This is a genomic window from Nocardia sp. NPDC088792 (assembly GCF_044750615.1).
GTDB lineage: Bacteria > Actinomycetota > Actinomycetes > Mycobacteriales > Mycobacteriaceae > Nocardia.
Genome location: NZ_JBIVKC010000002.1, coordinates 1,271,370 through 1,292,194, shown reverse-complemented (window position 1 = coordinate 1,292,194; position 20,825 = coordinate 1,271,370). Strand labels below are relative to the sequence as shown.

Here is a 20,825-nt window from a genome sequence, read left to right as displayed (position 1 = left end):
AGCCACTCCCCCGGGGGCTTCGGGGGCAAGCCCCTGAAACCCCCGTCCCGGCTGCTATTTGACGCCGGCCTTCCACTTGTCCAGCGCCTTGTTCAGGACCGTGGTGGCCTCGTTGTCGACGTAGTCGTTGCTGTTCGCGTTGTAGTCGAAGATCCAGAGCTTGTTGCCGGACCGGGCGGCGTAGTGCAGGCCCTTGGCCCGGCCGCCGCCGTCGGTGGTCGCGTCCAGTTGCCAGCCGACGATTTCGTCTCCGGCACTGGGTGTTCCGCCGGTCTTCGTGTAGTTGATGCGGAGGCCGTCGTAGATGACGGCCGGGCACTTCTCGAAGACGGACTTCTCCTGCTGGAAATCGGCTTCGGCCTGATCGTCGGTTTCGTACTGCACCGACGTCTTCACGGTGGGCCCGGAGACATTGCCGGTCCGCGCGAACGCGGTCTTCGCCTTCGCCAGCGCCGGCGCGCCCGGGGTCGAGTACTGGCGGAGCAGCGTGGTGCAGTCCGGCGTCTCACCGGAGACCTTGTTCGCGTCGTCCGGATCGTCCCAGTTCTCCCGGTCGGGCGTCTCCGCCCAGGTGCTCGGGACATCGGACTCGGACAACAGGAGTGCCGTGAGGTCCGCGGTGCTCGGCGCGGCGGCCGGCGCGGCCGAGGTGGTCTCCGCGGCGGGAGCCGGGGCGATGGGAGTCGCCGGGCTGCTCGTCCGGGTGGCGGGGCTCGCGCGCTTGATCCCGTCGTCGGACAGGGTCGCCACGATCGCCACCACCGCGCCGAGCGCCAGGATCACGACCGCGCCGAGGATGGCCAGCAGGATCAGCCGGCTCTTCCGGGGCGGGGGCGGCGACGGCTGCCGGGTGAACTGCCGCAGGAACTGTTGCTGCGGCGGGAGCTGTTGCGGTGGTGGAGACTGCGCCGGAAGTTGCTGCGGTGGTGGCGACTGCGGCCGGCCGTACGCGGGCTGCCCGTAACCCTGGTGCCCGTAGCGTGGATCCTGCGGCGGTGTCGTCATGGCGTCCCCGAACTTCCGGGGTGTGTCGAGGCGATCCGGACAGGGCCCCGAAATCTCCTGCCCCGCGGACAATTGGTATCACAGCCGATTCGGCTCGTCCTGTTTGCACCTGCGGCGGATCACCCGCTGTCGGTGACAACTACTAGACTCGGCTGGCCGTCTGAAACGCTGATCTGCGCCCAGGAGTCTGCCTCATGTCGACCCATCGTCCGCCCCTGGCCGGCCTTGCCGCGGTGGCCGGTGCCGATACCGCCCTGCAGCAGGTCGAGAGCCTGATCGGGCGGGACTCGGCCATGCTGGTGGCGCCCTCGGCGGTGCGGCCGTTCGTGGCCGCGACCATTGCCGGGCACCGCCCCCTGGTGGTGGTGACGGCGACCGGGCGCGAGGCCGACGATCTGACCGCCGAGCTGTCGGAGATGCTCGGCGCCGGCGTCGCGGTGTTCCCCTCCTGGGAGACGCTGCCGCACGAGCGGTTGTCGCCGGGCGCCGATACGGTGGGCCGCCGGCTGCAGGTGCTGCGCCGGCTCGCGCATCCGGACGATCCGGGGTTCACCGAACCGCTGCGTGTGGTGGTCACCACGGTGCGTTCGCTCATGCAGCCCATGGCGGCCGGGCTCGGTGATATCGAGCCGATCGTGCTGCGCCGGGGCGCGGAACTCGACTTCGACGAATTGCTCACGCGGCTGGTGGAATTCGCCTACGAGCGGGTGGACATGGTCGGCAAGCGCGGCGAGTTCGCGGTGCGCGGCGGCATTCTGGACCTGTTCCCGTCCACGGCGGATCATCCGGTGCGCGTGGAGTTCTGGGGCGACGAGGTGTCGGAGGTGCGCGCCTTCTCGATCGCCGATCAGCGGTCGCTGCCGGAGGTTCCGGTGGAACTGGTGGTGGCGCAGCCGTGCCGGGAGTTGCTGCTCAGCGATGAACTGCGGGCGCGGGCCGCCGAGGTGGCGGCCGAGAATCCGGCGGACGCGGCGCTGGTGGAAATGCTGGAGAAGATCTCGCAGGGCATCCCCGTGGAGGGGATGGAGGCGCTGCTGCCGGTGCTGCAGCCCGGCGAGCTGCGGCTGCTCACCGCGGCGCTGCCCGCGGGAACCCATGTGCTGCTGTGCGATCCGGAGAAGGTGCGCACCCGCGCCGCCGATCTGGTGCGCACCGGTCAGGAGTTCCTGGAGGCGTCGTGGACGGCGGCCTCGTTCGGCGGGGCGGCCCCGCTGGGCGCGCACGGCCTGGATCTGGCGGCCTCCTCCTACCGCGGGCTCGATGTGGTGCACGCGGATGCCGAGCAGCGTGGCCTGCCGTGGTGGACGCTGAGCCCGCTGATCGCCGATGATCCGAACGAGATCGTGCTGCCGGTGCTGTCGGCGGCGTCGGCGCGCGGTTCCGAGGAACTGGTCGCGACCATCTTCGCGTCGCTGCGCGCGCATGTGGCGACCGGCGGCCGGGCGGTCATCGTGGTGGCGGGTCACGGTACCGCGCAACGCATTCTGGAGCGGCTGTCCGATGCCGAGGTGCCCGCCGCAGCGCTCGAGGCGGGTGCGGAACCGGTCCGCGGACTGGTTGGTGTGCTGTGCGGTTCGCTGCACGACGGCATCATCTTCGACGACGCCAAACTGGTGGTGATCGCGGAATCCGACCTCACCGGCAACCGGGTCACCGCCCCCGGCGAGGGCAAGAAACTCGCGGCCCGCCGCCGCAATCAGGTGGACCCGCTGGCCCTCAGCGCCGGCGATATGGTGGTGCACGACCAGCACGGCATCGGCCGCTTCGTGGAGATGATCGAGCGCACCGTCGGCGGCGCCCGCCGCGAGTACCTCGTCATCGAATACGCCCCCAGCAAGCGCGGCCAGCCCGGTGACCGGTTGTTCGTGCCGATGGATTCCCTGGACCAGCTGTCCCGCTACGTGGGCGGCGAGATGCCGAGCCTGTCCAAGCTCGGCGGCTCGGACTGGGCGAATACGAAACGCAAGGCGCGCAAGGCGGTTCGCGAGATCGCCACCGAGCTGGTGCAGTTGTATGCCGCCCGGCAGGCCGCGCCCGGCCACGCCTTCGGCCCGGACACGCCGTGGCAGCAGGAGATGGAGGACGCGTTCGCGTTCACCGAGACCGTCGATCAGCTCACCGCCATCGCCGAGGTGAAGTCGGATATGGAGAAGTCGGTCCCCATGGACCGGGTGGTCTGCGGTGATGTCGGCTACGGCAAGACCGAGATCGCGGTGCGCGCCGCCTTCAAGGCGGTGCAGGACGGTAAGCAGGTCGCGGTGCTGGTGCCGACAACCCTGCTGGCGCAACAGCATCTGCAGACCTTCACCGAGCGGATGGCCGGTTTCCCGGTGAACGTGAAGGGCCTGTCCCGCTTCACCGATGCCGCGGAATCCCGCGAGATCATCGACGGCATGGCGGTCGGTGAGGTGGATGTCGTGGTCGGCACGCACCGGCTCATCCAGACCGGGGTGCGCTGGAAGGATCTGGGCCTGGTCGTCATCGACGAGGAGCAGCGGTTCGGCGTCGAGCACAAGGAACACATCAAGGCGCTGCGCACGCATGTGGACGTACTCACCATGTCCGCCACCCCGATTCCGCGCACCCTGGAGATGAGCCTGGCCGGCATCCGCGAGATGTCGACCATCCTCACCCCGCCGGAGGAGCGGCATCCGGTGCTCACCTATGTCGGCGCGTACAACGACAAGCAGGTGGCGGCCGCCCTGCGCCGCGAGCTGCTGCGCGACGGCCAGGTGTTCTACGTGCACAATCGGGTGTCGTCGATCGACAAGGCGGCCAAGCGGATTCGCGATCTGGTGCCGGAGGCGCGGGTAGCCGTCGCGCACGGGCAGATGCACGAGGACATGCTGGAGAAGACCGTGCAGGGCTTCTGGGAGCGGGAATTCGATGTGCTGGTGTGCACCACCATCATCGAAACCGGTCTGGACATCTCCAATGCCAACACCCTGATCGTGGAACGCGCGGACGCCCTGGGTCTTTCGCAGCTGCACCAGCTGCGTGGCCGGGTGGGCCGCTCGCGGGAGCGCGGGTACGCGTACTTCCTGTACCCGCCGGAGAAGCCGCTCACCGAGACCGCCTACGACCGGCTGGCGACCATTTCGCAGAACTCGGATCTGGGCGCGGGTATGGCGGTGGCCATGAAGGACCTGGAGATTCGCGGTGCGGGCAATGTGCTCGGCGCGGAGCAGTCCGGGCATGTGGCCGGTGTCGGTTTCGACCTGTACGTGCGCCTGGTGGGCGAGGCGGTGGAGGCGTACCGCGCCGCCGCCGACGGCCGGCCCATCACGGTGGACGAGGAGACCAAGGAGGTGCGCATCGATCTGCCGGTGGACGCGCACATCCCGCCCGACTACATCGCGTCGGACCGGTTGCGTCTGGAGGCGTACCGCAAACTCGCTGCCGCTCAGGACGATTCGGCCCTCGCCGCGGTGGTGGAGGAATTGGTCGACCGGTACGGGCCGTTGCCGGTGGAGGTGGGCCGCCTGGTGTCGGTGGCGAAGCTGCGCCTGCTGGCCCGCGAGTACTCGATCGCCGAAATCGGTGTCACCGGAACCAGTCTCAAGGTGTCGCCGCTGCAGCTACCCGACTCCAAGCAGTTGCGGCTCAAGCGGCTGTACCCGAATGCCACCTACCGTGCCGCGACCGGCATCGTGCAGCTGCCGTTGCCGCGCGTCGAGGACAGCGTGGGCGCGGCGCGGGTGCGCGATGTGCAGGTGCTGCAGTTCGTCGCGGATCTGCTGCTGGCGCTGGACGGCAAAGCGCCCGGGGCCGTGGACGTCCGGGTCGCGACCGAGGCCACGGCGGCTCGATGACCCGGGAGGTAGTTCGATGACCCCGGAGGTAGCTCGATGACCCTGGACCGCGCACAGGCGACGGCTCAGCTCACCGAGGGTCTGGCGGAGGCCGTCGACGTCATGGATCGGTTGTGGCGTTTCGGCGGCTGGGAGATCACCCAGACCCATGATTCGCTGCGGCCGTACCTGCTCGAGGAGACCTACGAACTCCTCGACGCCATCCAGGACGGCGATGCGGAGACCATCAGGGAGGAGCTGGGCGACCTGCTGCTCCAGGTGCTGTTCCACTCCCGGATCGCCGAGGCCGCAGGCGAATTCACCGTCGCCGATGTGGCGGCGGCGCTGGTCGCGAAGCTGGTGCACCGCAGTCCGCACCTGGTGGACAACGGCATCGATCCGGCCGCGAGTATCGAGGAGAAGGTCGCCGCGCAGGAACGCGCCTGGGAGGAGCGGAAGTCCGCGGAGAAGTCCCGCCGCTCCTGCCTGGACGGCATCGCCATGGCCCAGCCCGCCCTGGCCCTCGCCGAGAAGGTTCGCTCCCGCAGCAGCAAGGGGGGTTTACCGGAAGAGTTGATCCCGCACGAATTACGTGTCGTCCACCTCGGTGGCCCGGACAGCGCCGAGGAACAGCTGCGCAAGGCCACCCTGGCATTCGCGGTGAAGATTCGTGCCGCCGAGGATGCGGCGGAAAACGATCGTGCCGAACGGCGTCCCCTGACCTCGGCGGACTGGCTGCGGTACTGGCCGCGCGGCTGACCCCCTGAGTTGGGCCACAGCGCATTTGGTGGGATTGCGGCAGTGTTGCCTCGGGCCGGAATCGGCTAGCGTCTCACGTGTGCATGATGAGGGCCGTGAGCAGGTGACCGAGTACTACCCCTCGAAGTCGGGAACGATCGGTGCTCTAGCCTTCTGTCTGCTCATGACGGCCCTGCCCGCGGTGGTGGTCTTCGATAACGGTGAAACGCCGCCCTGGCGGGCGATGGCCGGATTCACCATGCTGCTCTTCGGTTTCGGTGTTTGTGCCATGGCGCGAGAGGTGTTCCGGCCCGAGCCGACACTGGTGCTCAACGAGCACGGTTTCACCTATCACGGCTATCCGCACGTGGCCTGGAACGAGGTGGAGAAGCTGCGGTTGCGGGTGGGCCGGCTGCGCAGCGGCGGCCGCGAGGAGCGGATCGCCGAGGTCGTCATGCGGGATCCGGAGGACTTCCGCGCGCGGGTCCTCGCCCTGGGTGACGCGGCGGCGAAACGGGCGGCGCCCCGATCGTTGCTGATCGTGCCGGAGCGGCTGCCCGTGCCGCTCGACGAGGTGCTGGAGGCCATGCGCCGCCATCATGCGGGGTTGCTGGTGGCCGAGGCCGGGAATGAGCCGCAGTTCCCGTCCGCGCCGCCGCGGTCCGCGGATCGCGACATGGTGGAGAGCGCGCTGGTGAGTGCGTTCACCGATATGCTGCCGGTCGGCTGGCAGTTCTCGGTGCTGTGGTTCTCGCTGGTCGGCGATGAGGGTCATGCGGGCATCCAGGTGCAGCTCGACGGCGACGACACCGATGACATCAAGCCCGACGAGGAGGTGCTCACGCTGCTGAACCGCCTCAAGGAAGTCTGCTACGACCAGATGACGGGTACCTGGCTGAGCGGCCAGATCGCGCTCAAGGCCGATGTCGACGAGGCCCAGTTCAAGTTGTCGTTCAAGGAGATTCCGGATTGGCTCCCGGTGCCCGACGCCGATGAATGCCGCCGCGAACTGGCCGCGTATCCGCGGGCCGGTGACGAGATACCGGAATGGTTGCGCGAGCGGATCTCCTGACCGAGCCCGGGCGGTTCGTCCCCTTACCCGGCTATGCTCTGTGTGGTTTCGGGTTTGTAGGAGGGCCAATGCGGGGGCGCAGTTTTGCCGGTTGTCTGGGTTTGATGGTGCTGGTTCCGCTCTCGGCCGGGGGGTGCAGCCAGGTGGTGAGCGGTACGCCCGCCCCGGATCCGGTGGTCGCGAAGATTCCGCGGATGACGCCCGATCAGATCCCGAACGTGCTGCTGACCACCGGCGAGATGAATCCGCTGGTCTCCTCCAGCAGCCTGACGCAGAAGTTCGAGAACACGTCTCCGACGACGCCGAACTTCACCTACGACCAGCCCACCTGCGGCCCGATGGTCTACACCGGTGATGCGGACACCTACGGCAATCAATGGAACGGTTATCGCCTGCGCTCCTACCGGGAGCCCGGCGACAACTACAACCACGCCATCTTCCAGACGGTGACCACGTTCGCGAACTTCCTGGTCGCCGAGGATCTGGTGGCCAAATATCGCGACATTCTCGCCCAGTGCCAGAACAAGGACGTCCTGAACACCCCCAAGGATCCGAAGGACGGCTCGCCCAGCACCCTGCACATCACCCAGGTGGCCCACAACAGCGATCCCTCCGCCGATTCGGTCGACTGGACCACCGGCGCCACCGGCGATTCCTGGGTCTGCTCCGACACCATGCGCACCGAAGGCAATGTGGTCATCGAAGTCTCCAGCTGCGCCAATTCCGATGCCCGCACGGCGGCGGTCATCGCCGACCGCATAGCCGCCAAGATCCAGCAGCAATCCTGACGGCTGTCGCCCGGTCCCCGATTTCGTCCCGGTCTTCGATTTCGACTGGTACAGCTCAGTTTTCGGCGAGGTAGCGTTCGACGGTCGCCACCTTGGCAGTGATGGCATCGGTGACGCCGGGGCGGATGTCGGCCTTCAGTACGAGGCTGCAGCGCGGGGCCACGGCGACGATGGCGTCGGTGGCCTGTTTGACCACGGCCATCACCTCGTCCCATTCGCCTTCGATCGTCGTGAACATGGCGCTGGTTTCGTTGGGGAGGCCGCTGGCCCGGACCACGCGTACTGCTTCGGCGACCGCGCGGCCCACGTCCGCGCCGGTGCCGAGGGGGGAGACCGAGAAGGCGATGATCATACGTTCACACCGTAGTCGCGGGCGATGCCGGCGAGGCCGGAGGCATAGCCCTGGCCGATGGCGCGGAACTTCCATTCGGGGCCGTGCCGGTAGAGCTCGCCGAACACCATGGCGGTTTCGGTGGAGGCGTCCTCGGTGAGGTCGAAGCGGGCGAGTTCGCTGCTGGTTACGGCGTCGACGACGCGGATGTAGGCATTGCGGATCTGGCCGAAGGATTGGCGGCGCAGGTCGGCCTCGTGGATGGAGACCGGGAAGAAGATATTGGTGATGGTCGGCGGGGTGTTGGCGAGGTCGACATTGATCACCTCGTCGTCGCCGTCGCCCGCGCCGGTGAGATTGTCACCGGTGTGCTCGATGGTGCCTTCGGGCGAGCGCAGGTTGTTGTAGAAGATGAAGTGCTGATCGGACAGCACCCGCTGGTTCGTTCCGCAGGCCAGCGCGCTGGCGTCCAGGTCGTAGTCGGCGCCCGTGGTGGTGCGCACATCCCAGCCGAGCCCGACGGCGACCTTGGTCAGGTCCGGGGCTTGCTTGGATAGCGAAACATTGCCGCCCTTGGCCAGGCTGACAGACATGGGTGAACTCCCTTCCCGACGGCGCGTCGGCGCCGGTTCCGCTACCGATTATGGTCGAAACCGGGGCGGGGCCGGGAGAGTTGTCAGTTGCGTTCGGCTGCCATGGCTTTCAGCGTGGCGACACGCTTCTCGAGGTAACGCAGCTCGCTGTCGTCGAGGACGGAACGTTGAATTCCGGTGGTCACCGCGAACGCCGACTGCCGATGATCGTCGATCACCTCGACATCGATGGCCACCGCGGTGTAGTCGTCGGCGCCCGGCATGGGATCGGCGAGTACGGTCGCCGTGCCGCGGGCGGCGAGCGCCACATTGCCGCCGCCGAGGATCAGCAGGGCCACCTCCGGCCGCTCCCGTAACCGGGCCAGCGAACCGCGATCGGACTTGAGGCTCAGCAGGATTCGGCGATCGCCGGCGCGCACCGGCCAGGACACGGGGATGGCGTGCGGGGCCGGGTCGGTGGTGACGAGAACCGCGATCGTGTCGAGCGGCCATTCGGGGAGGGCATCCAGTTCGGGGTGATCGGACACCGTAGAGGGCTCCTGACGTTCCCGCGCTTCGGCTACCATCTGCACACCTCACCATCGGGTCTCACACAGCGGGCTGGACTGTGTTGCCATGAAGTGTATGCCGTTGCCGCCGTGGCTCGCTGGCCTCCACGGTGGGTACCCGGATCGCGAGCGGCGTCCGCTTTGTCGGTTACGAGTGTGAAAACACCGGCGGACCTGCAGGGTAATGGATTGACGAGAAGCGGTTACAGTTGCATCATTCGTTACAGTCCCTCGTCTAATCGAGGTCATGCGAGTAACCGGCCGATGACCGTCCGGTGAAGGTCGTCACACCGCCTCCGGTGCGGGCGAACGCAGCAGTATCAAACCCTGGCGCAGTGGGCGCCATGTGAACGAGTGAGGTGAGTGCGAATGGGTTTCCGGCCGTATCCGACCCGACCGATGACGATGGTCACCGGTCTTCCCGCATCTCGCCCCGCTCTCTCCGCCCCGTTCCGCTGAATGCGCGCAACGGTTTTCACGGCTACCGCCGGTCCCGCTGCGTGGGCCGGCGCCCTTGCCTTCGCTTGATGGTAAACGAGGCCGTGTCACCGCGAACGTCAGATGTGAGGTGAAGAGCGCGAACAGAGCGGAGAACGGTGATGGTGAGTGTGAATTTGATGGTGTCGGCGGCGGTTATCGATGATCTGCGCTACCTGCGGGGGGAATTGACGCTGGCGGAGGTGCCCTACCTGCTGGTGCGGGACGGCGACCACCGGTTGGTGCTGGCGGTGGACGGTATGCACGCGGCGGCGGTGCGGCGGGTGCTGGGCGCGGCCATGGCGGCGGGGTTCTCCTGCAATGAGAAGCAGCACAATGTGTTCCGGCTCGGCCGCGACTGGGATCCGGCGCATCACGTGGAGATCGAACTGTGGAAGTACCACGGTGACACCGTGGAGTGCCCGCGCCCGAATGCCTTGACCCGCACCGTCTTCGATCTCGCAGATGTCGAATTCACCACGGTGCTGCTGTACGACGCCAGCTGGCCCACCCTGGCCGGCATGTTCACCCGGCATCCCACCGATGTCGGCTTCGACATCGACCTGGTGTACTCGTGGGTGGACGGCGCCGATCCCGAATTCCGGGCCCGCCGTGCGGGAATGCTCGCGCAGGTGGTGGTCGGCGAGGGCGATGACGCGGATGCCCGCATCCGGCAGATCGACGAACTGCGGTATGCGCTGCGCTCGGCGCACAAGAACGCGCCGTGGCTGCGCCGGATCTTCATCGCCACCGATTCCCGGGTGCCGGATTGGCTGGCCGAGGACCCGAAGGTCACCATTGTGCGTGCGGTGGACCATTTCTCGGACACCAGCGGGCTGCCGGTGTTCAATTCCCATGCGGTGGAATGCCAATTGCAGCACATCGACGGGTTGTCGGAGCATTTCCTGTACTCCAACGACGACATGTTCTTCGCGCGCCCGGTGCGGCCGTCCATGTTCTTCACGCCGGCCGGGATCAGCCGCTACATCGAGGCGGGCACGCGGGTGGGACCGGGCGCGAACAATGAACGGCGCAGCGGTTTCGAGAATGCCGCGCGGATGAATCGGCAGCTGCTGGCCGAACGCTTCGGGCATGTCATCACCCGGCATCTGGAACATACGCCGGTTCCCTTGCGGCGCAGTGTGCTGCTGGAAATGGAGCAGGTCTTCGCCGAGGATTTCGCCCGCACCCGGGCGAGCCGCTTCCGCGCCGCCACCGATATCTCGGTGACGAATTCGCTGTACCACTACTACGCCCTGCTGACCGGCCGCGCGGTGCCGCAGGAGGCCGCCAAGATGCGGTATGTGGACACCACCATGTACACCGGCCTGGCGCTGCTGGAGGGACTTGCCAAGCGCCGCAATGTGGATTTCTTCTGCCTCAACGACGGCAGTTTTCCGGAAGTCCCGGAAGTCGAACGGGTACGGGCGGTTTCGGAATTCCTGGAAACCTATTTCCCCGAACCCGCCCCGTGGGAGAAGCCGGATACCGTGGCGGCGTTCGAATCCGGCGCGGCCTGACCCCTAGTAGACGGCTTCGCCGTCGGCCTCCTCCGGAGTGGAGGTGCGACGGCGAAGGACGTGCGGGATGCGGGCGGCGGGCGGTATGACGATCCCGGCGTCCGCCAGCCGTTTCGCGGCCTCTTCCGGGGTGGCGGGTTCACCCACGGTGCGGCCGTGTCCCAGTGGCACCACGGAGTGCACCACCGTGTCGGGGTAGATGTGCACGTAATTGAACGACTGCGCCCCGTCCCGGCCGCGCTGGCCGCCGTTGCGGACCGCCAGATCCTGGCTGTAGCAGGTCGCGGACGCCACCGACACCGGGATTCCGGCGAAGCTCGCGCTGGTCGAGAAGTGCAGGTGCCCGGCCAGAATGGCGCGCACGTCGGAGCCGTCCAGCACGTCGGCGAGGCGGCGCTGATCGCGGAGCTCGACCGTGACGGCGAGGTCCTGCACGCAGGGGATGGGCGGGTGGTGCATGCCGAGGACGGTGCCGAAGGGCGCGGGTTCGGCGAGAACCTCGCGCAGCCAGTCCAATTGGGCGTCGGTGATCTCGCCCCAGTGGTGTCCCGGCACGGTGGTGTCGAGCGAGACGATGCGTAGCCCGTCGATCATGTGCACCGAGTCGAGCGGTGCGCCGGAACCGTTTTCGCCGAGTAGTTCCTCGCGTAGGACCGAGCGGTCGTCGTGATTGCCCGCCACCCAGACCACGGGCGCCCCGATGCGGGCGGCCCAGGGTTCCACCAGTTCGCGTAGCTTGCGATACGCGCCGGGCTCACCCTTGTCGGTGAGGTCGCCGGTGAACACGATGGCGGTCGGATTGATATCGCTGTCCTCTGCCTGCCCGAGCAGCTCGCGGAGCCGCTGGACGGCATCGACGTCGCCGTACAGTTCGGCGTCGGCGGCGATCAGGTGGGTGTCGCTGAAATGGAACAGCACATGGTCTGCTCGTGGGTACTCGGCGACTCGCGTGATGTGCACGGATCTCTCCCCGGCGTGTGTAGTGCGCCCTTGCTGCTACTGATAGCCAACGGTCTTGCCGATTCCGTCGCCAGAATAGCGAAGCCCGTTTCTTTCAGGTTGCCCACGCCCAGTGACGACATGCTTGCGAGTAGGTGAGTTTTGCGTGTCGGCCTAGTGGCCGAGGCTACCGGCCAGCACTCGGGGATGTTCCTGCTCACGCGCATGCAGCAGGGTGAAGTAACGGCGCAGCATCAGGACAGCGGTGGTGGCGAGACCCGCCGTCAGCCCCCACCAGACGCCCGCCGCGCCCAGGCGCGCGGGGAAGGCGAGCAGCAAAGCAGTGGGCAATCCCACACCCCAGTAGCCGACCAGTGACAGCCGGAAGCCGGCCCTGGTGTCCTTCAGCCCGCGCAGCAGACCGACCCCGATGTTCTGTGCCGCGTCGAAGAACTGCAGCACGATGGCGATGATCAGCAGCCCGTGCGCGAGGTCCGCGGTGGCGCTGTCGGAGTCCATCAGGAAGGGCCGCAACACCCAGTCCGGGGCGAGCACGTAGGCGAGGCCGGTGACGGCCGCGACCAGGGCCACGCTGCGCAGCGCCAGCCACGCGACCGAGCGCGCGTGCGCGAATTCGTCGCGCGCCACCGCCTTGCTGACCAGGATCGAGGCGCCGTGCGAGAGCCCGATGGCGACCTGGAACACGATGTACACGATCTGATAGACGATATTGTGCGCGGCCAGCGCGGCCGCGCCGATACTGCCCATGACCAGCGCCAGCACCGAGAACATGCCGGCCTCGGACCCGTAGGTGAGGGCGATGGGAGTGCCGAGTTTCAGTTCCGCCGTGACGGTGCTCAGCTGCACCGGCCACATCCGGAGCGGCAGGGTGGCGCCGAGTCTGGTGTCGCGCCGCACCATGGTCCAGAACACCGCGAAGGTGATCAGGAAGACCAGTGAGGTGGCGACGCCGATCCCGGTGAGTCCCAGTTCCGGCAGTCCGGCCCAGCCGTGCATGAACGCCAGTGCGAGAGCCAGATTCAGCGCCACCGAGCCGACCGTGACGAACAGCAGCGCCTGTGGCCGTTGCATGCCGACGGTGTACTGGCGCAGCACCTGGAACCACAGGCACGGCAGCAGTCCCGGCGCGAGCGCGACCATCATGGGGCGCGCCTCGGCCAGTACGGCGGCGTCCTGGCCCAGCCAGTGCAGCGACCAGCCCAGCCCGATGAGCAGTGCGCCGCCGAGCAATCCGGCGAGGGTGGCGATCAGGAAACTGGATCGCACCACCTCCCGCACCTCGCGCTCGACGGTGTCTCCTTGCTTCTCCGCCCGGCTGACCACTGTCGCAACCTGATTGCCGGTGCCCGTGATCAATCCGACGCACATGGTCCGAATCTGGTTGAACAGCACCAGCGCCAGCCCGCCGGCCGCCACCTGCCGCACGCCCAGCGTTCCCATCAGCGCAATATTGGTGGTGGACACCGCAACCTGAGCCAACTGCGTCAAGGCGATGGGCGTGGCCAGGGCGGTCAGCTGCCGCCCATCGGATTGCCGGAGCGCACCGATCATTCGACAGCAGCCCCCTCCAACTGCGCGATGATCCGCTCCACCATGCTCGCCTGGTCCGCGAGCCGCTCGTGGTGCGCCTTGAGCGCCTGCCGTACGCCGTCCCCGGTCTCGTCCGCCAGCACCTCACTGATCTCGTGGATCGGCATATCCACCACATGCAGCAGCTGGATCAACTTGGCCTGCGGCACTTGACCATCGGCATAGTCGTGCAGCGTCGCGCCGGTCAGCCCGTTCTCGATGGCGAACGTGTCCGGCAGCGCATAGTGCAGGTGCCGCAGCACGGCAATCTCCCGCGGATCGGGCCGCTGCGGCGGCCGCAGCGTGTCGAGCATCCGCGCCACCTCCCACTGCTTGCCCTTGTCGATCAGATCCCGATCGCTCATCCATTCCTCGTCGAACACGGTATCCAGGTACTTCTCCCCGTCATCGTTGATGATCACGACAATCGTGGAGTAGTCCGGATACTCGTCGATCCGCGTAAGCGCCGCATAGACGGAACTACCCGAAGAACCGCCGATCATGAGCCCGATCTCGCCGGCCAGGGTGCGAGCGGTCGCGAAGGCATCCACGTCGGAAACCTTGATCCGGTCCTCTTGATCGATCAGGCACAGATCCTGATCGACATGCACCCCCGGCACCGCCCCCTCGGGCGTCCCCGTCCCCGACTGCCAATAGTCGTGCGCCGGACCGCCGAATGCGATCGACCCTTCCGGCTCCACCCCCACCAGCCGCGGCACACACCCGAGTTCCTTCAACCCCCGCGCCGTTCCGAACAGCGACCCCCCGGTCCCCACCGCCCCAACCAGAATGTCTATTTTGCCGAGATCCGCCAGCAGTTCCTCCGCCAGCGAGTAATACCCGACCCCATTGGCGAGGTTGTCATGCTGCGCAGGAAAATACGCCCCCGCATCCTTCGCCATCTGCTCGGCCAGCTCCTCACGCGCCGAGGTGGACAGACTCTCGTCCCCGTCATCATCGACGAAAACCAGTTCGGCCCCCATGGCGTGCATGGCATTCAACTTGGCCGGGCACGCGTGGTGATCGACGACCGCGGTGAACCGATATCCGCGTTCCCGGGCGACCACGGCGAGCCCGAGTCCGGTATTCCCGGAGGTCGATTCGATAATGTGCCCGCCCGGTTCGAGCAGTTTGCTCCGTTCCGCATGCAAGACCATCGCGCGTGCCATCCGAATCTTGGCGGCGCCGGTCGGGTTCATCGTCTCGAGTTTCAGAAATAACCTCGATCCGGTCTCGGGGCTGACGGCGAGTTCGAACAGCGGGGTCTGTCCGATCAACTCCGACACGCGCCTGGCAATAACCGGCATCTAAGGATTCTCCTCGGGGATTTGGAGCATGGATGTGGCGGGTTCGGTACAGCCCATCGGATTCTGTCAGATGCGAGGCGCGATGGCGTCCGGCTCCCAAAGGAATTGTCGTCCATTTTCGGCCACTCGCAAGATGATCTTGGGGGGAATGGGCAACTCGTGGAAACGACTTTCGTTGCTGTCCATCTGATATCCGGCGGTGTTCGGATAGATCAGCAGGTCGCCGATCTTCGCGGCGCGCGGGAGCGGAATGCGGCGCCGGCTCAGCATGTCGTCGTCCAGGCAGGTGGCGCCGCCGACACAGGTGGGCGTGACCTCGTCGCCCTCGGCCGCGGGGCGTCGGGGCCACAGGACGGGGTCCGGCAGATATTCGCTGTCGAACCACTGCTCGGACAGGCTCAGGCTGCTGCCGTTGACGGTGACGATGTCGTAGGCCGTGCCGCCGACGTCGCGGGTCTTGACGCCCTGCACGGTGAAGACGGTGCTGCCGGCGCGATCCAGCAGGGCGCGGCCCGGCTCGATCGCGAGGCGAATGTGGTGGTCCCGCAACCTCTTACCGAGACCGCCGTGCCGGAGGACGGCGGCCAGCATGGCCGGGCCGGGCGTACTGAAGTGATAGGGGTAGCAGGTCGAGGCGTCGAAGCCGCGGTCGCCGTGGAACCAGAGCGGATTGACCTCCTCGAGGAAGGTGTGCCAGGCCTGTTCGGGGACGTAGTCGACGCCGAATCCGCCTCCGATGGAGATGATGTCGGCGGCGTGGCCGAGGCGGCGGGCTTCGAGCACCCGGCCGATCAGCGCGGTGGCGAGTTCGGCGCGGTCGGCGATCTCGTAGCCGGTGAGATGGAAGCTGTAGCCCTGCAGCCGTATCCGGGTGCCGGCGAGCAGCGTGAGCGCCTTGCGCAGCTCGTCGTCGGTCATGCCGAATCGGCTGGCAGAGCCGGGCGGCAGCACCCGCAGCAGAATCCGGGCGGAAACCCCTGTGGCGCTGAGTCGTTCGAGTTCCTCCGGGTCGTCGATGGCGATCAGGGCATTGTGCGCCGCGGCCTGCCGCAGCAGTTCGGTCGATTTGGCGGGGCCGGTGATCACCAGATCGGCACCGCGCACACCGCCCGCGAGCGCCGCTTCGAGCTCACCGCCGCTGGAGACGTCCACGCCGGCACCGGTTTCCGCGCAGGCGTGCACCGCGCAGCGGGCCTTGTTGGCCTTCTTCCCGTAATAGATGGCGCCGTCGAGGCGGTGCTGTACGAAGACATCCTGAAAGGCACGGATATTGGAGCGGACGCGGTCCGGATTGACGAGATGGAAGGGGCCGCCGATCTCGGCGGCGATGGCGGGCAGTGCCCAGGGGTCCGCGAGTAGGCGTTCCTCCCACGGGTCGCGGTAGGCCGGCATCGGACGGGCCGTGATCGCCGAGCGATCGGGCCCCGGCGCGGGGAGCGCTCTTACGATTGCTGTCAGGACGGTCTCCTTTCGTCGGGCGAGGCGGCGCGGGTCAATCCCAGAGCGGTACTTCGGTGCCGCGGCCCTGTTCGATCGCGCGGGTGGCGAGGGCGTGGGCGACGGCGATGTCGGTGAGGACGAGGCCGCTGTTGTAGACGAAGAGGCGTTCGTCCGCGCCGAGGCGGCCTACGGCGCGGCGGCTGAGGATTTGGGGTAGCTCGGCGTCGACCCTGCGTAATCGGCCGTCGGGGCCGGCCATATCGGTGCCGGTGAGGGCCATCTGCTCGGCGCTGGTGGCGATGACGCGATCGGCCGCGGTCAGGGTGGAGGGGGCCAGTCCGTAGCCGACCAGGACGACGGTCGCGCCGGGTTGCAGGTCCTCGGCTTCGATGGCGACCTTGGTGCCGGGGCCGGCGGTGGCGAGGATGACGTCGGCGGTGCGGGCGGCGGCCTGCGGATCGCCGACGATCTCCAGTTCCGCGCGCGGATGATGGTGCCGCAGTTCGCGAGAGACCGCTTCCAGTCCCTCCGGATGCGTCCCGTACAGCATCAGCCGGTTGAGCTGCGGGTTGGCGGCCAGCAGATGGGGTAGCGCATTGCGGCCCTGGGTGCCGGTGCCGATGAGCAGCACGCTGCGCGCCCCGGGGCGCGCCGTCTCGCGGACCAGCAGCGCCGAGACCGCGGGTGTGCGCAGGGCGCCGACGCGGGCGCAGTCCATCATGGCGACGGGCATGCCGGTGGCGTCGTCGTAGAGCGTGATGGTGGTGTAGTAGCGCTTGGTGCTGCGGTCGTGGTGCGGGTCGAACTTGTAGGACGTCTTCATGGCGACCACCCGGCGGTGGCCGTCGCGGCCGAGCATGGCGTAGGCGACCGACCATCCGTCCGGATGGGCGACGCTGAGTTTGCGCGGGTTATCCGAATCTCCGGCCGCCAGCGCGAGATACGCCTCTTCGACGGCGCGGATCACCTCTGCCGGTCCGATGGGTACGTCGGCGAGGTCGCTGCGGCTGAGCACGCGCAGCGGAGTGGGTCGGGCATTCACGGTTGACTACCTCGGGTCGTGCGGAAGGGCGCCACCACACGCTGGCCGTACCCGTTCTCGGCCGCCTCGGCCGCGGCGCGGCGACGGTGTGGCAACCGGATGTTGACCCGTTTGAGCCAGCGGTCGGTGCCGTCGTAGCGGGGGGTGAACGGCACCCGCCCGTGCACCACAACGTCATTGTCCACCAGCAGCAGTTCTCCCGGGGTCAAAGCGGCGGTGATGCACACCCTTTCGAGTTCGGCGCGCAAATGGTCGTAGGCGGCGCGGAATTCGTGATCGGTGTCGTCCAGTGGGGTGTACGCGGGGTCGAAGCGCAGGGTGAGTTGCCCGTCGTCGTCGCCGAGGGTGGCGACGGGCGGCGCTGCGGCGTCCGGGAAGTCGCTGCCGTAGGAGACGTCGGGCAGGATGGGCAGTTCGGCGCGGCCGAGCCGATCGCGTTGTGCCGCATCGAGTTCCACTCGCCGTACCGAGGAGACGGTGGTGCCGACCCGGTCGGGATTGCGCAGGCAGCCGAGCATGAGCAGGTTGGCGCGCCGGGGATGGAAGGCGTCCTCGGTGTGCGGGCAGAGCAGGGTGGTACTGCTGGCGCCGGACTGTTCGTGCTCGTGCCCGGCGGTGGGCAGGATGTTGTTGACCAGTCGTCCGGCCTGTTGCCCCTCCCAGCCGAACGGTTCGCCGGCGCAGCGGGCCAGCAGCAGCATGGTGAGGTCGAGTGCGAACGAGCTGGAGGGGTAGGTCGCGTCCCCGGCCTGTGCGGCGGCGGTGCGCCAATCCCGTGGCGTGCGGCCGAGTTCCGCGTCGCTCAGCGGTAACCGGCCGATGATGGTGACGCCCGCGCTGGTCGCCGGCGGTCGCAGCGCCTCGCGGACCGCGGCGGGCAGTTCGGCGGCGCGCACGCCGATGTGGTGCAGCAGGGCCGGATCCGTCAGCGTGGCCGCGGTCGCGGCGCTCGCGCCGACTGTGACCGCAATCTCATCGGCGAGGGCGCGGACCGCGTGTGCGGCGTCGTCGGGGAGGGTGCGTCGTTCGAGTTCCGAAGGGTGAAGCGTCTTACGTTCGAAGAGAACGCTTTTCGCCAAGGGAGTGCCTTCCCGGGCTCGGAGGTGACGTGGGGATTTCAGGCTCGCTGAGCGAAACTAGTTCGTCCGCAGACGTTTGGCAAGGCTTACCTAATGGTGTGTCCGGTTGATAGCCGATAGGTATCGGATAGCGAGTCCGGAGATTAGCTCGAGCCCGGCCCCCGCGGCGACTCGCGGCGTTCGGCGTTCGCCTGGTGGATGCCGGGCCGTTCTATCTGGATGATGAAGTGATGCGTTCCATGACGGCCGGCCTACGCGGCGCCGAGACTCGCGCCGGCCTCTTGGGCGCGGCGGCCGTGCTACTGCTGCTGACGGGTTGCGGCACAATGCATCTCACCCCCGTCCCCGACGATATGCCGCCGCCCGCGGGTGCGCCGCTGCCGCCGATCGATATCGATGCGCCGGGACGCGCGGCGCTGCAACTGAAACCGTGGGCCGAGGCGCAATCCGACTCGACGGGCATTCCGGTCACCGCCCTGGAGGCCTACGGGTATGCGGCCGCGGTCATGGCGCAGAGCAAACCCGAATGCGGTATCCGCTGGACCACTTTGGCGGGAATCGCCAGCGTCGAGAGCCATCACGGTTCGCACGGCGGCTCGCATCTGAACGACGACGGTGAGGTCACGCCGCCGATTCGTGGTCTGGCACTGGATGGTTCGCCCGGTCGCGCGAAGATCGTCGATACCGATGCGTCCACGCCGGACAATACGGTCTACGTCCGCGCCATGGGCCCGTTCCAGTTCATTCCGGAAACCTGGAAGCGCTGGGGCGTGGACGCGAACGGCGACGGCGTCGTCGACCCGGACAATATCGACGATGCGGCTTTGACCGCGGCGCGCTATCTCTGCGCCATGGGCGGGGACCTGACCGGTGCGCCCGGCTGGCAGAAGGCGCTGCTCACCTACAACCAGTCGCAAGAATATATGAACACGGTCCGCTACCGAGCGGCCGCTTATAGCGTGGGGCGGCGCGCCTGACGCACTTCGCCGAATCTCGCCGATCCTTTTGCCTGAACACAACCTTCAAGTCCGCGGCCCGGCTCGGTCTGGACTGCGGCTTGATAGACCTCCGCCTTGGAGCGGGGGAGCGAAGCGGAGGAGGGAAGACCGAGCTGCAGGGCCGCGGACACGCCCGGAGCGGAGCGGAGGGCCAAATAGGCACTGCTAGGCTCGGTGGCGCACGGGTTCACCGTGCGACCTGCCGTGTCAGCAGCCGAAGGAGTGTCGTTTCGTGGCCATCATCGAACAGGTCGGAGCTCGCGAGATCCTGGATTCGCGCGGCAACCCCACCGTCGAGGTCGAGATCGCTCTCGACGACGGCACCCTCACCCGCGCGGCCGTGCCCTCCGGCGCGTCCACCGGTGAGCACGAAGCCGTCGAGCTGCGTGACGGTGGCGACCGCTACCAGGGCAAGGGTGTGCTGAAGGCCGTCGAGGGCGTCCTCGACGAGATCGCGCCGGCCGTCATCGGCCTGGACGCCGTGGAGCAGCGCACCGTCGACCAGACCCTGCTGGATCTGGACGGCACCCCGGACAAGTCGCGCCTGGGCGCGAATGCCCTGCTGGGTGTTTCGCTGGCGGTGGCCCGCGCGGCCGCCGAGTCCTCGGGCCTGGAGCTTTTCCGTTATGTCGGCGGGCCGAACGCCCATGTGCTGCCCGTCCCGATGATGAACATCCTCAATGGTGGCGCGCACGCCGACAGTGGCGTGGACGTCCAGGAATTCATGATCGCCCCCATCGGCGCGCCCACCTTCAAGGAGGCGCTGCGCTGGGGCGCCGAGGTCTACCACACGCTGAAGTCGGTGCTGAAGTCTCAGGGCCTGTCCACCGGTCTCGGTGACGAGGGCGGTTTCGCGCCGGCCGTCGCGGGCACCCGTGCCGCGCTGGACCTGATCTCCTCGGCCATCGAGAAGGCCGGTTACAAGGTGGGCAGCGATATCGCGCTGGCCCTCGACGTGGCCGCCACCGAGTTCTACACCGCCGGACAGGGTTACAAGTTCGAGGGTTCGGTGCGCACCGCCGCCGAGATGACCGCGTTCTACGCCGAGCTGCTCGGCCAGTACCCGCTGGTTTCCATCGAGGACCCGCTGTCCGAGGACGACTGGGACGGCTGGGTTTCGCTGACCGACCAGATCGGCGACAAGGTACAGATCGTCGGCGACGACCTGTTCGTCACCAACCCGGAGCGCCTGGAGGAGGGCATCGCCAAGGGCGCCGCCAACGCACTCCTGGTGAAGGTCAACCAGATCGGCACCCTGACCGAGACCCTGGACGCGGTCGACCTGGCCCACCGCAACGGTTACAAGACCATGATGAGCCACCGTTCCGGCGAGACCGAGGACACCACCATCGCCGACCTCGCGGTCGCCGTGGGCTCGGGTCAGATCAAGACCGGTGCGCCCGCTCGTTCCGAGCGTGTCGCCAAGTACAACCAGCTGCTGCGCATCGAGGATGCCCTGGGCGACTCGGCGCGCTACGCCGGTGACGTGGCCTTCCCCCGTTTCGCCGTCGAAGGCTGAATAATCGGTAACTCGAAAGGTCAAACGATCGGCTGAGTTTCGAGGTGT

At 67.6% G+C, this 20,825-nt stretch carries 16 protein-coding genes and 1 pseudogene; 7 read left to right on the top strand and 10 right to left on the bottom strand.

Annotation, left to right across the window (positions count from 1 at the left end; translation table 11 throughout):
* Positions 1-54 precede the first annotated feature (54 nt).
* On the bottom strand, positions 55-1,005 hold the full coding sequence (locus ACIP5Y_RS15170) for a hypothetical protein (protein WP_400350554.1): 951 nt from the start codon (positions 1,003-1,005) through the stop codon (positions 55-57).
* 194 nt (positions 1,006-1,199) lie between these two features.
* On the opposite strand from ACIP5Y_RS15170, the gene mfd reads away from it, so the two are divergent.
* The 4 genes from mfd (at position 1,200) to ACIP5Y_RS15150 (ending at position 7,394) form a co-directional block, all read left to right on the top strand.
* Positions 1,200-4,817, top strand: coding sequence for a transcription-repair coupling factor (gene mfd, locus ACIP5Y_RS15165; protein ID WP_400350552.1), 3,618 nt, complete (start codon positions 1,200-1,202; stop codon positions 4,815-4,817).
* Between the two features lie 36 nt (positions 4,818-4,853).
* Entirely contained in the window at positions 4,854-5,555 is a 702-nt protein-coding gene (locus ACIP5Y_RS15160; protein WP_400350550.1) for a MazG family protein, read from the top strand.
* 79 nt (positions 5,556-5,634) lie between these two features.
* On the top strand, positions 5,635-6,606 hold the full coding sequence (locus ACIP5Y_RS15155) for a hypothetical protein (RefSeq protein WP_400350548.1): 972 nt from the start codon (positions 5,635-5,637) through the stop codon (positions 6,604-6,606).
* A 68-nt stretch (positions 6,607-6,674) separates the two neighbouring features.
* Positions 6,675-7,394: a sensor domain-containing protein gene (locus ACIP5Y_RS15150; protein ID WP_400350547.1), complete on the top strand. Its 720-nt coding sequence runs from the start codon at positions 6,675-6,677 to the stop codon at positions 7,392-7,394.
* Between the two features lie 55 nt (positions 7,395-7,449).
* Here ACIP5Y_RS15150 and ACIP5Y_RS15145 read toward each other — a convergent pair whose 3' ends face one another.
* The 3 genes from ACIP5Y_RS15145 to ACIP5Y_RS15135 all read right to left on the bottom strand — a co-directional run bounded on the left by ACIP5Y_RS15145 (position 7,450) and on the right by ACIP5Y_RS15135 (position 8,884).
* Positions 7,450-7,746 carry an MTH1187 family thiamine-binding protein gene (locus tag ACIP5Y_RS15145; RefSeq protein WP_400350545.1) on the bottom strand — a complete coding sequence of 99 codons (297 nt, stop codon included), beginning with the start codon at positions 7,744-7,746 and terminating at the stop codon, positions 7,450-7,452.
* On the bottom strand, positions 7,743-8,318 hold the full coding sequence (locus ACIP5Y_RS15140; RefSeq protein WP_400350543.1) for a TerD family protein: 576 nt from the start codon (positions 8,316-8,318) through the stop codon (positions 7,743-7,745). Before ACIP5Y_RS15140 ends, ACIP5Y_RS15145 begins: the two co-directional genes overlap by 4 nt.
* Before the next feature lie 83 nt (positions 8,319-8,401).
* Positions 8,402-8,884, bottom strand: coding sequence for a hypothetical protein (locus ACIP5Y_RS15135; RefSeq protein WP_400350541.1), 483 nt, complete (start codon positions 8,882-8,884; stop codon positions 8,402-8,404).
* A 581-nt stretch (positions 8,885-9,465) separates the two neighbouring features.
* On the opposite strand from ACIP5Y_RS15135, the gene ACIP5Y_RS15130 reads away from it, so the two are divergent.
* Positions 9,466-10,863, top strand: coding sequence for a stealth family protein (locus tag ACIP5Y_RS15130; RefSeq protein ID WP_400350539.1), 1,398 nt, complete (start codon positions 9,466-9,468; stop codon positions 10,861-10,863).
* A 3-nt stretch (positions 10,864-10,866) separates the two neighbouring features.
* On the opposite strand, the gene ACIP5Y_RS15125 is transcribed toward ACIP5Y_RS15130, so the two are convergent.
* From ACIP5Y_RS15125 to ACIP5Y_RS15100, 6 genes and pseudogenes are all read right to left on the bottom strand, one after another.
* Entirely contained in the window at positions 10,867-11,823 is a 957-nt protein-coding gene (locus ACIP5Y_RS15125; protein ID WP_400350537.1) for a phosphodiesterase, read from the bottom strand.
* Positions 11,824-11,976: 153 nt separating this feature from the next.
* Complete coding sequence (locus tag ACIP5Y_RS15120; protein WP_400350535.1) at positions 11,977-13,374, bottom strand: MATE family efflux transporter; 1,398 nt, start codon at positions 13,372-13,374, stop codon at positions 11,977-11,979.
* 284 nt (positions 13,375-13,658) lie between these two features.
* Positions 13,659-14,699 (bottom strand): annotated as a pseudogene (locus tag ACIP5Y_RS15115) (PLP-dependent cysteine synthase family protein); the annotation flags it as partial.
* Between the two features lie 66 nt (positions 14,700-14,765).
* Positions 14,766-16,091, bottom strand: a complete 1,326-nt coding sequence (locus tag ACIP5Y_RS15110) for an alanine racemase (RefSeq protein ID WP_400350533.1) — start codon at positions 16,089-16,091, stop codon at positions 14,766-14,768.
* A gap of 100 nt (positions 16,092-16,191) precedes the next feature.
* Complete coding sequence (locus tag ACIP5Y_RS15105; protein ID WP_400351286.1) at positions 16,192-17,154, bottom strand: ornithine cyclodeaminase family protein; 963 nt, start codon at positions 17,152-17,154, stop codon at positions 16,192-16,194.
* A 23-nt stretch (positions 17,155-17,177) separates the two neighbouring features.
* Entirely contained in the window at positions 17,178-18,260 is a 1,083-nt protein-coding gene (locus ACIP5Y_RS15100) for a TauD/TfdA family dioxygenase (RefSeq protein WP_400350532.1), read from the bottom strand.
* A 230-nt stretch (positions 18,261-18,490) separates the two neighbouring features.
* On the opposite strand from ACIP5Y_RS15100, the gene ACIP5Y_RS15095 reads away from it, so the two are divergent.
* Together ACIP5Y_RS15095 and eno are read left to right on the top strand one after the other, a co-directional pair.
* Complete coding sequence (locus tag ACIP5Y_RS15095; RefSeq protein WP_400350530.1) at positions 18,491-19,237, top strand: lytic transglycosylase domain-containing protein; 747 nt, start codon at positions 18,491-18,493, stop codon at positions 19,235-19,237.
* Positions 19,238-19,490: 253 nt separating this feature from the next.
* Entirely contained in the window at positions 19,491-20,777 is a 1,287-nt protein-coding gene (eno, locus tag ACIP5Y_RS15090; RefSeq protein WP_400350528.1) for a phosphopyruvate hydratase, read from the top strand.
* The last annotated feature ends 48 nt before the right edge of the window (positions 20,778-20,825 follow it).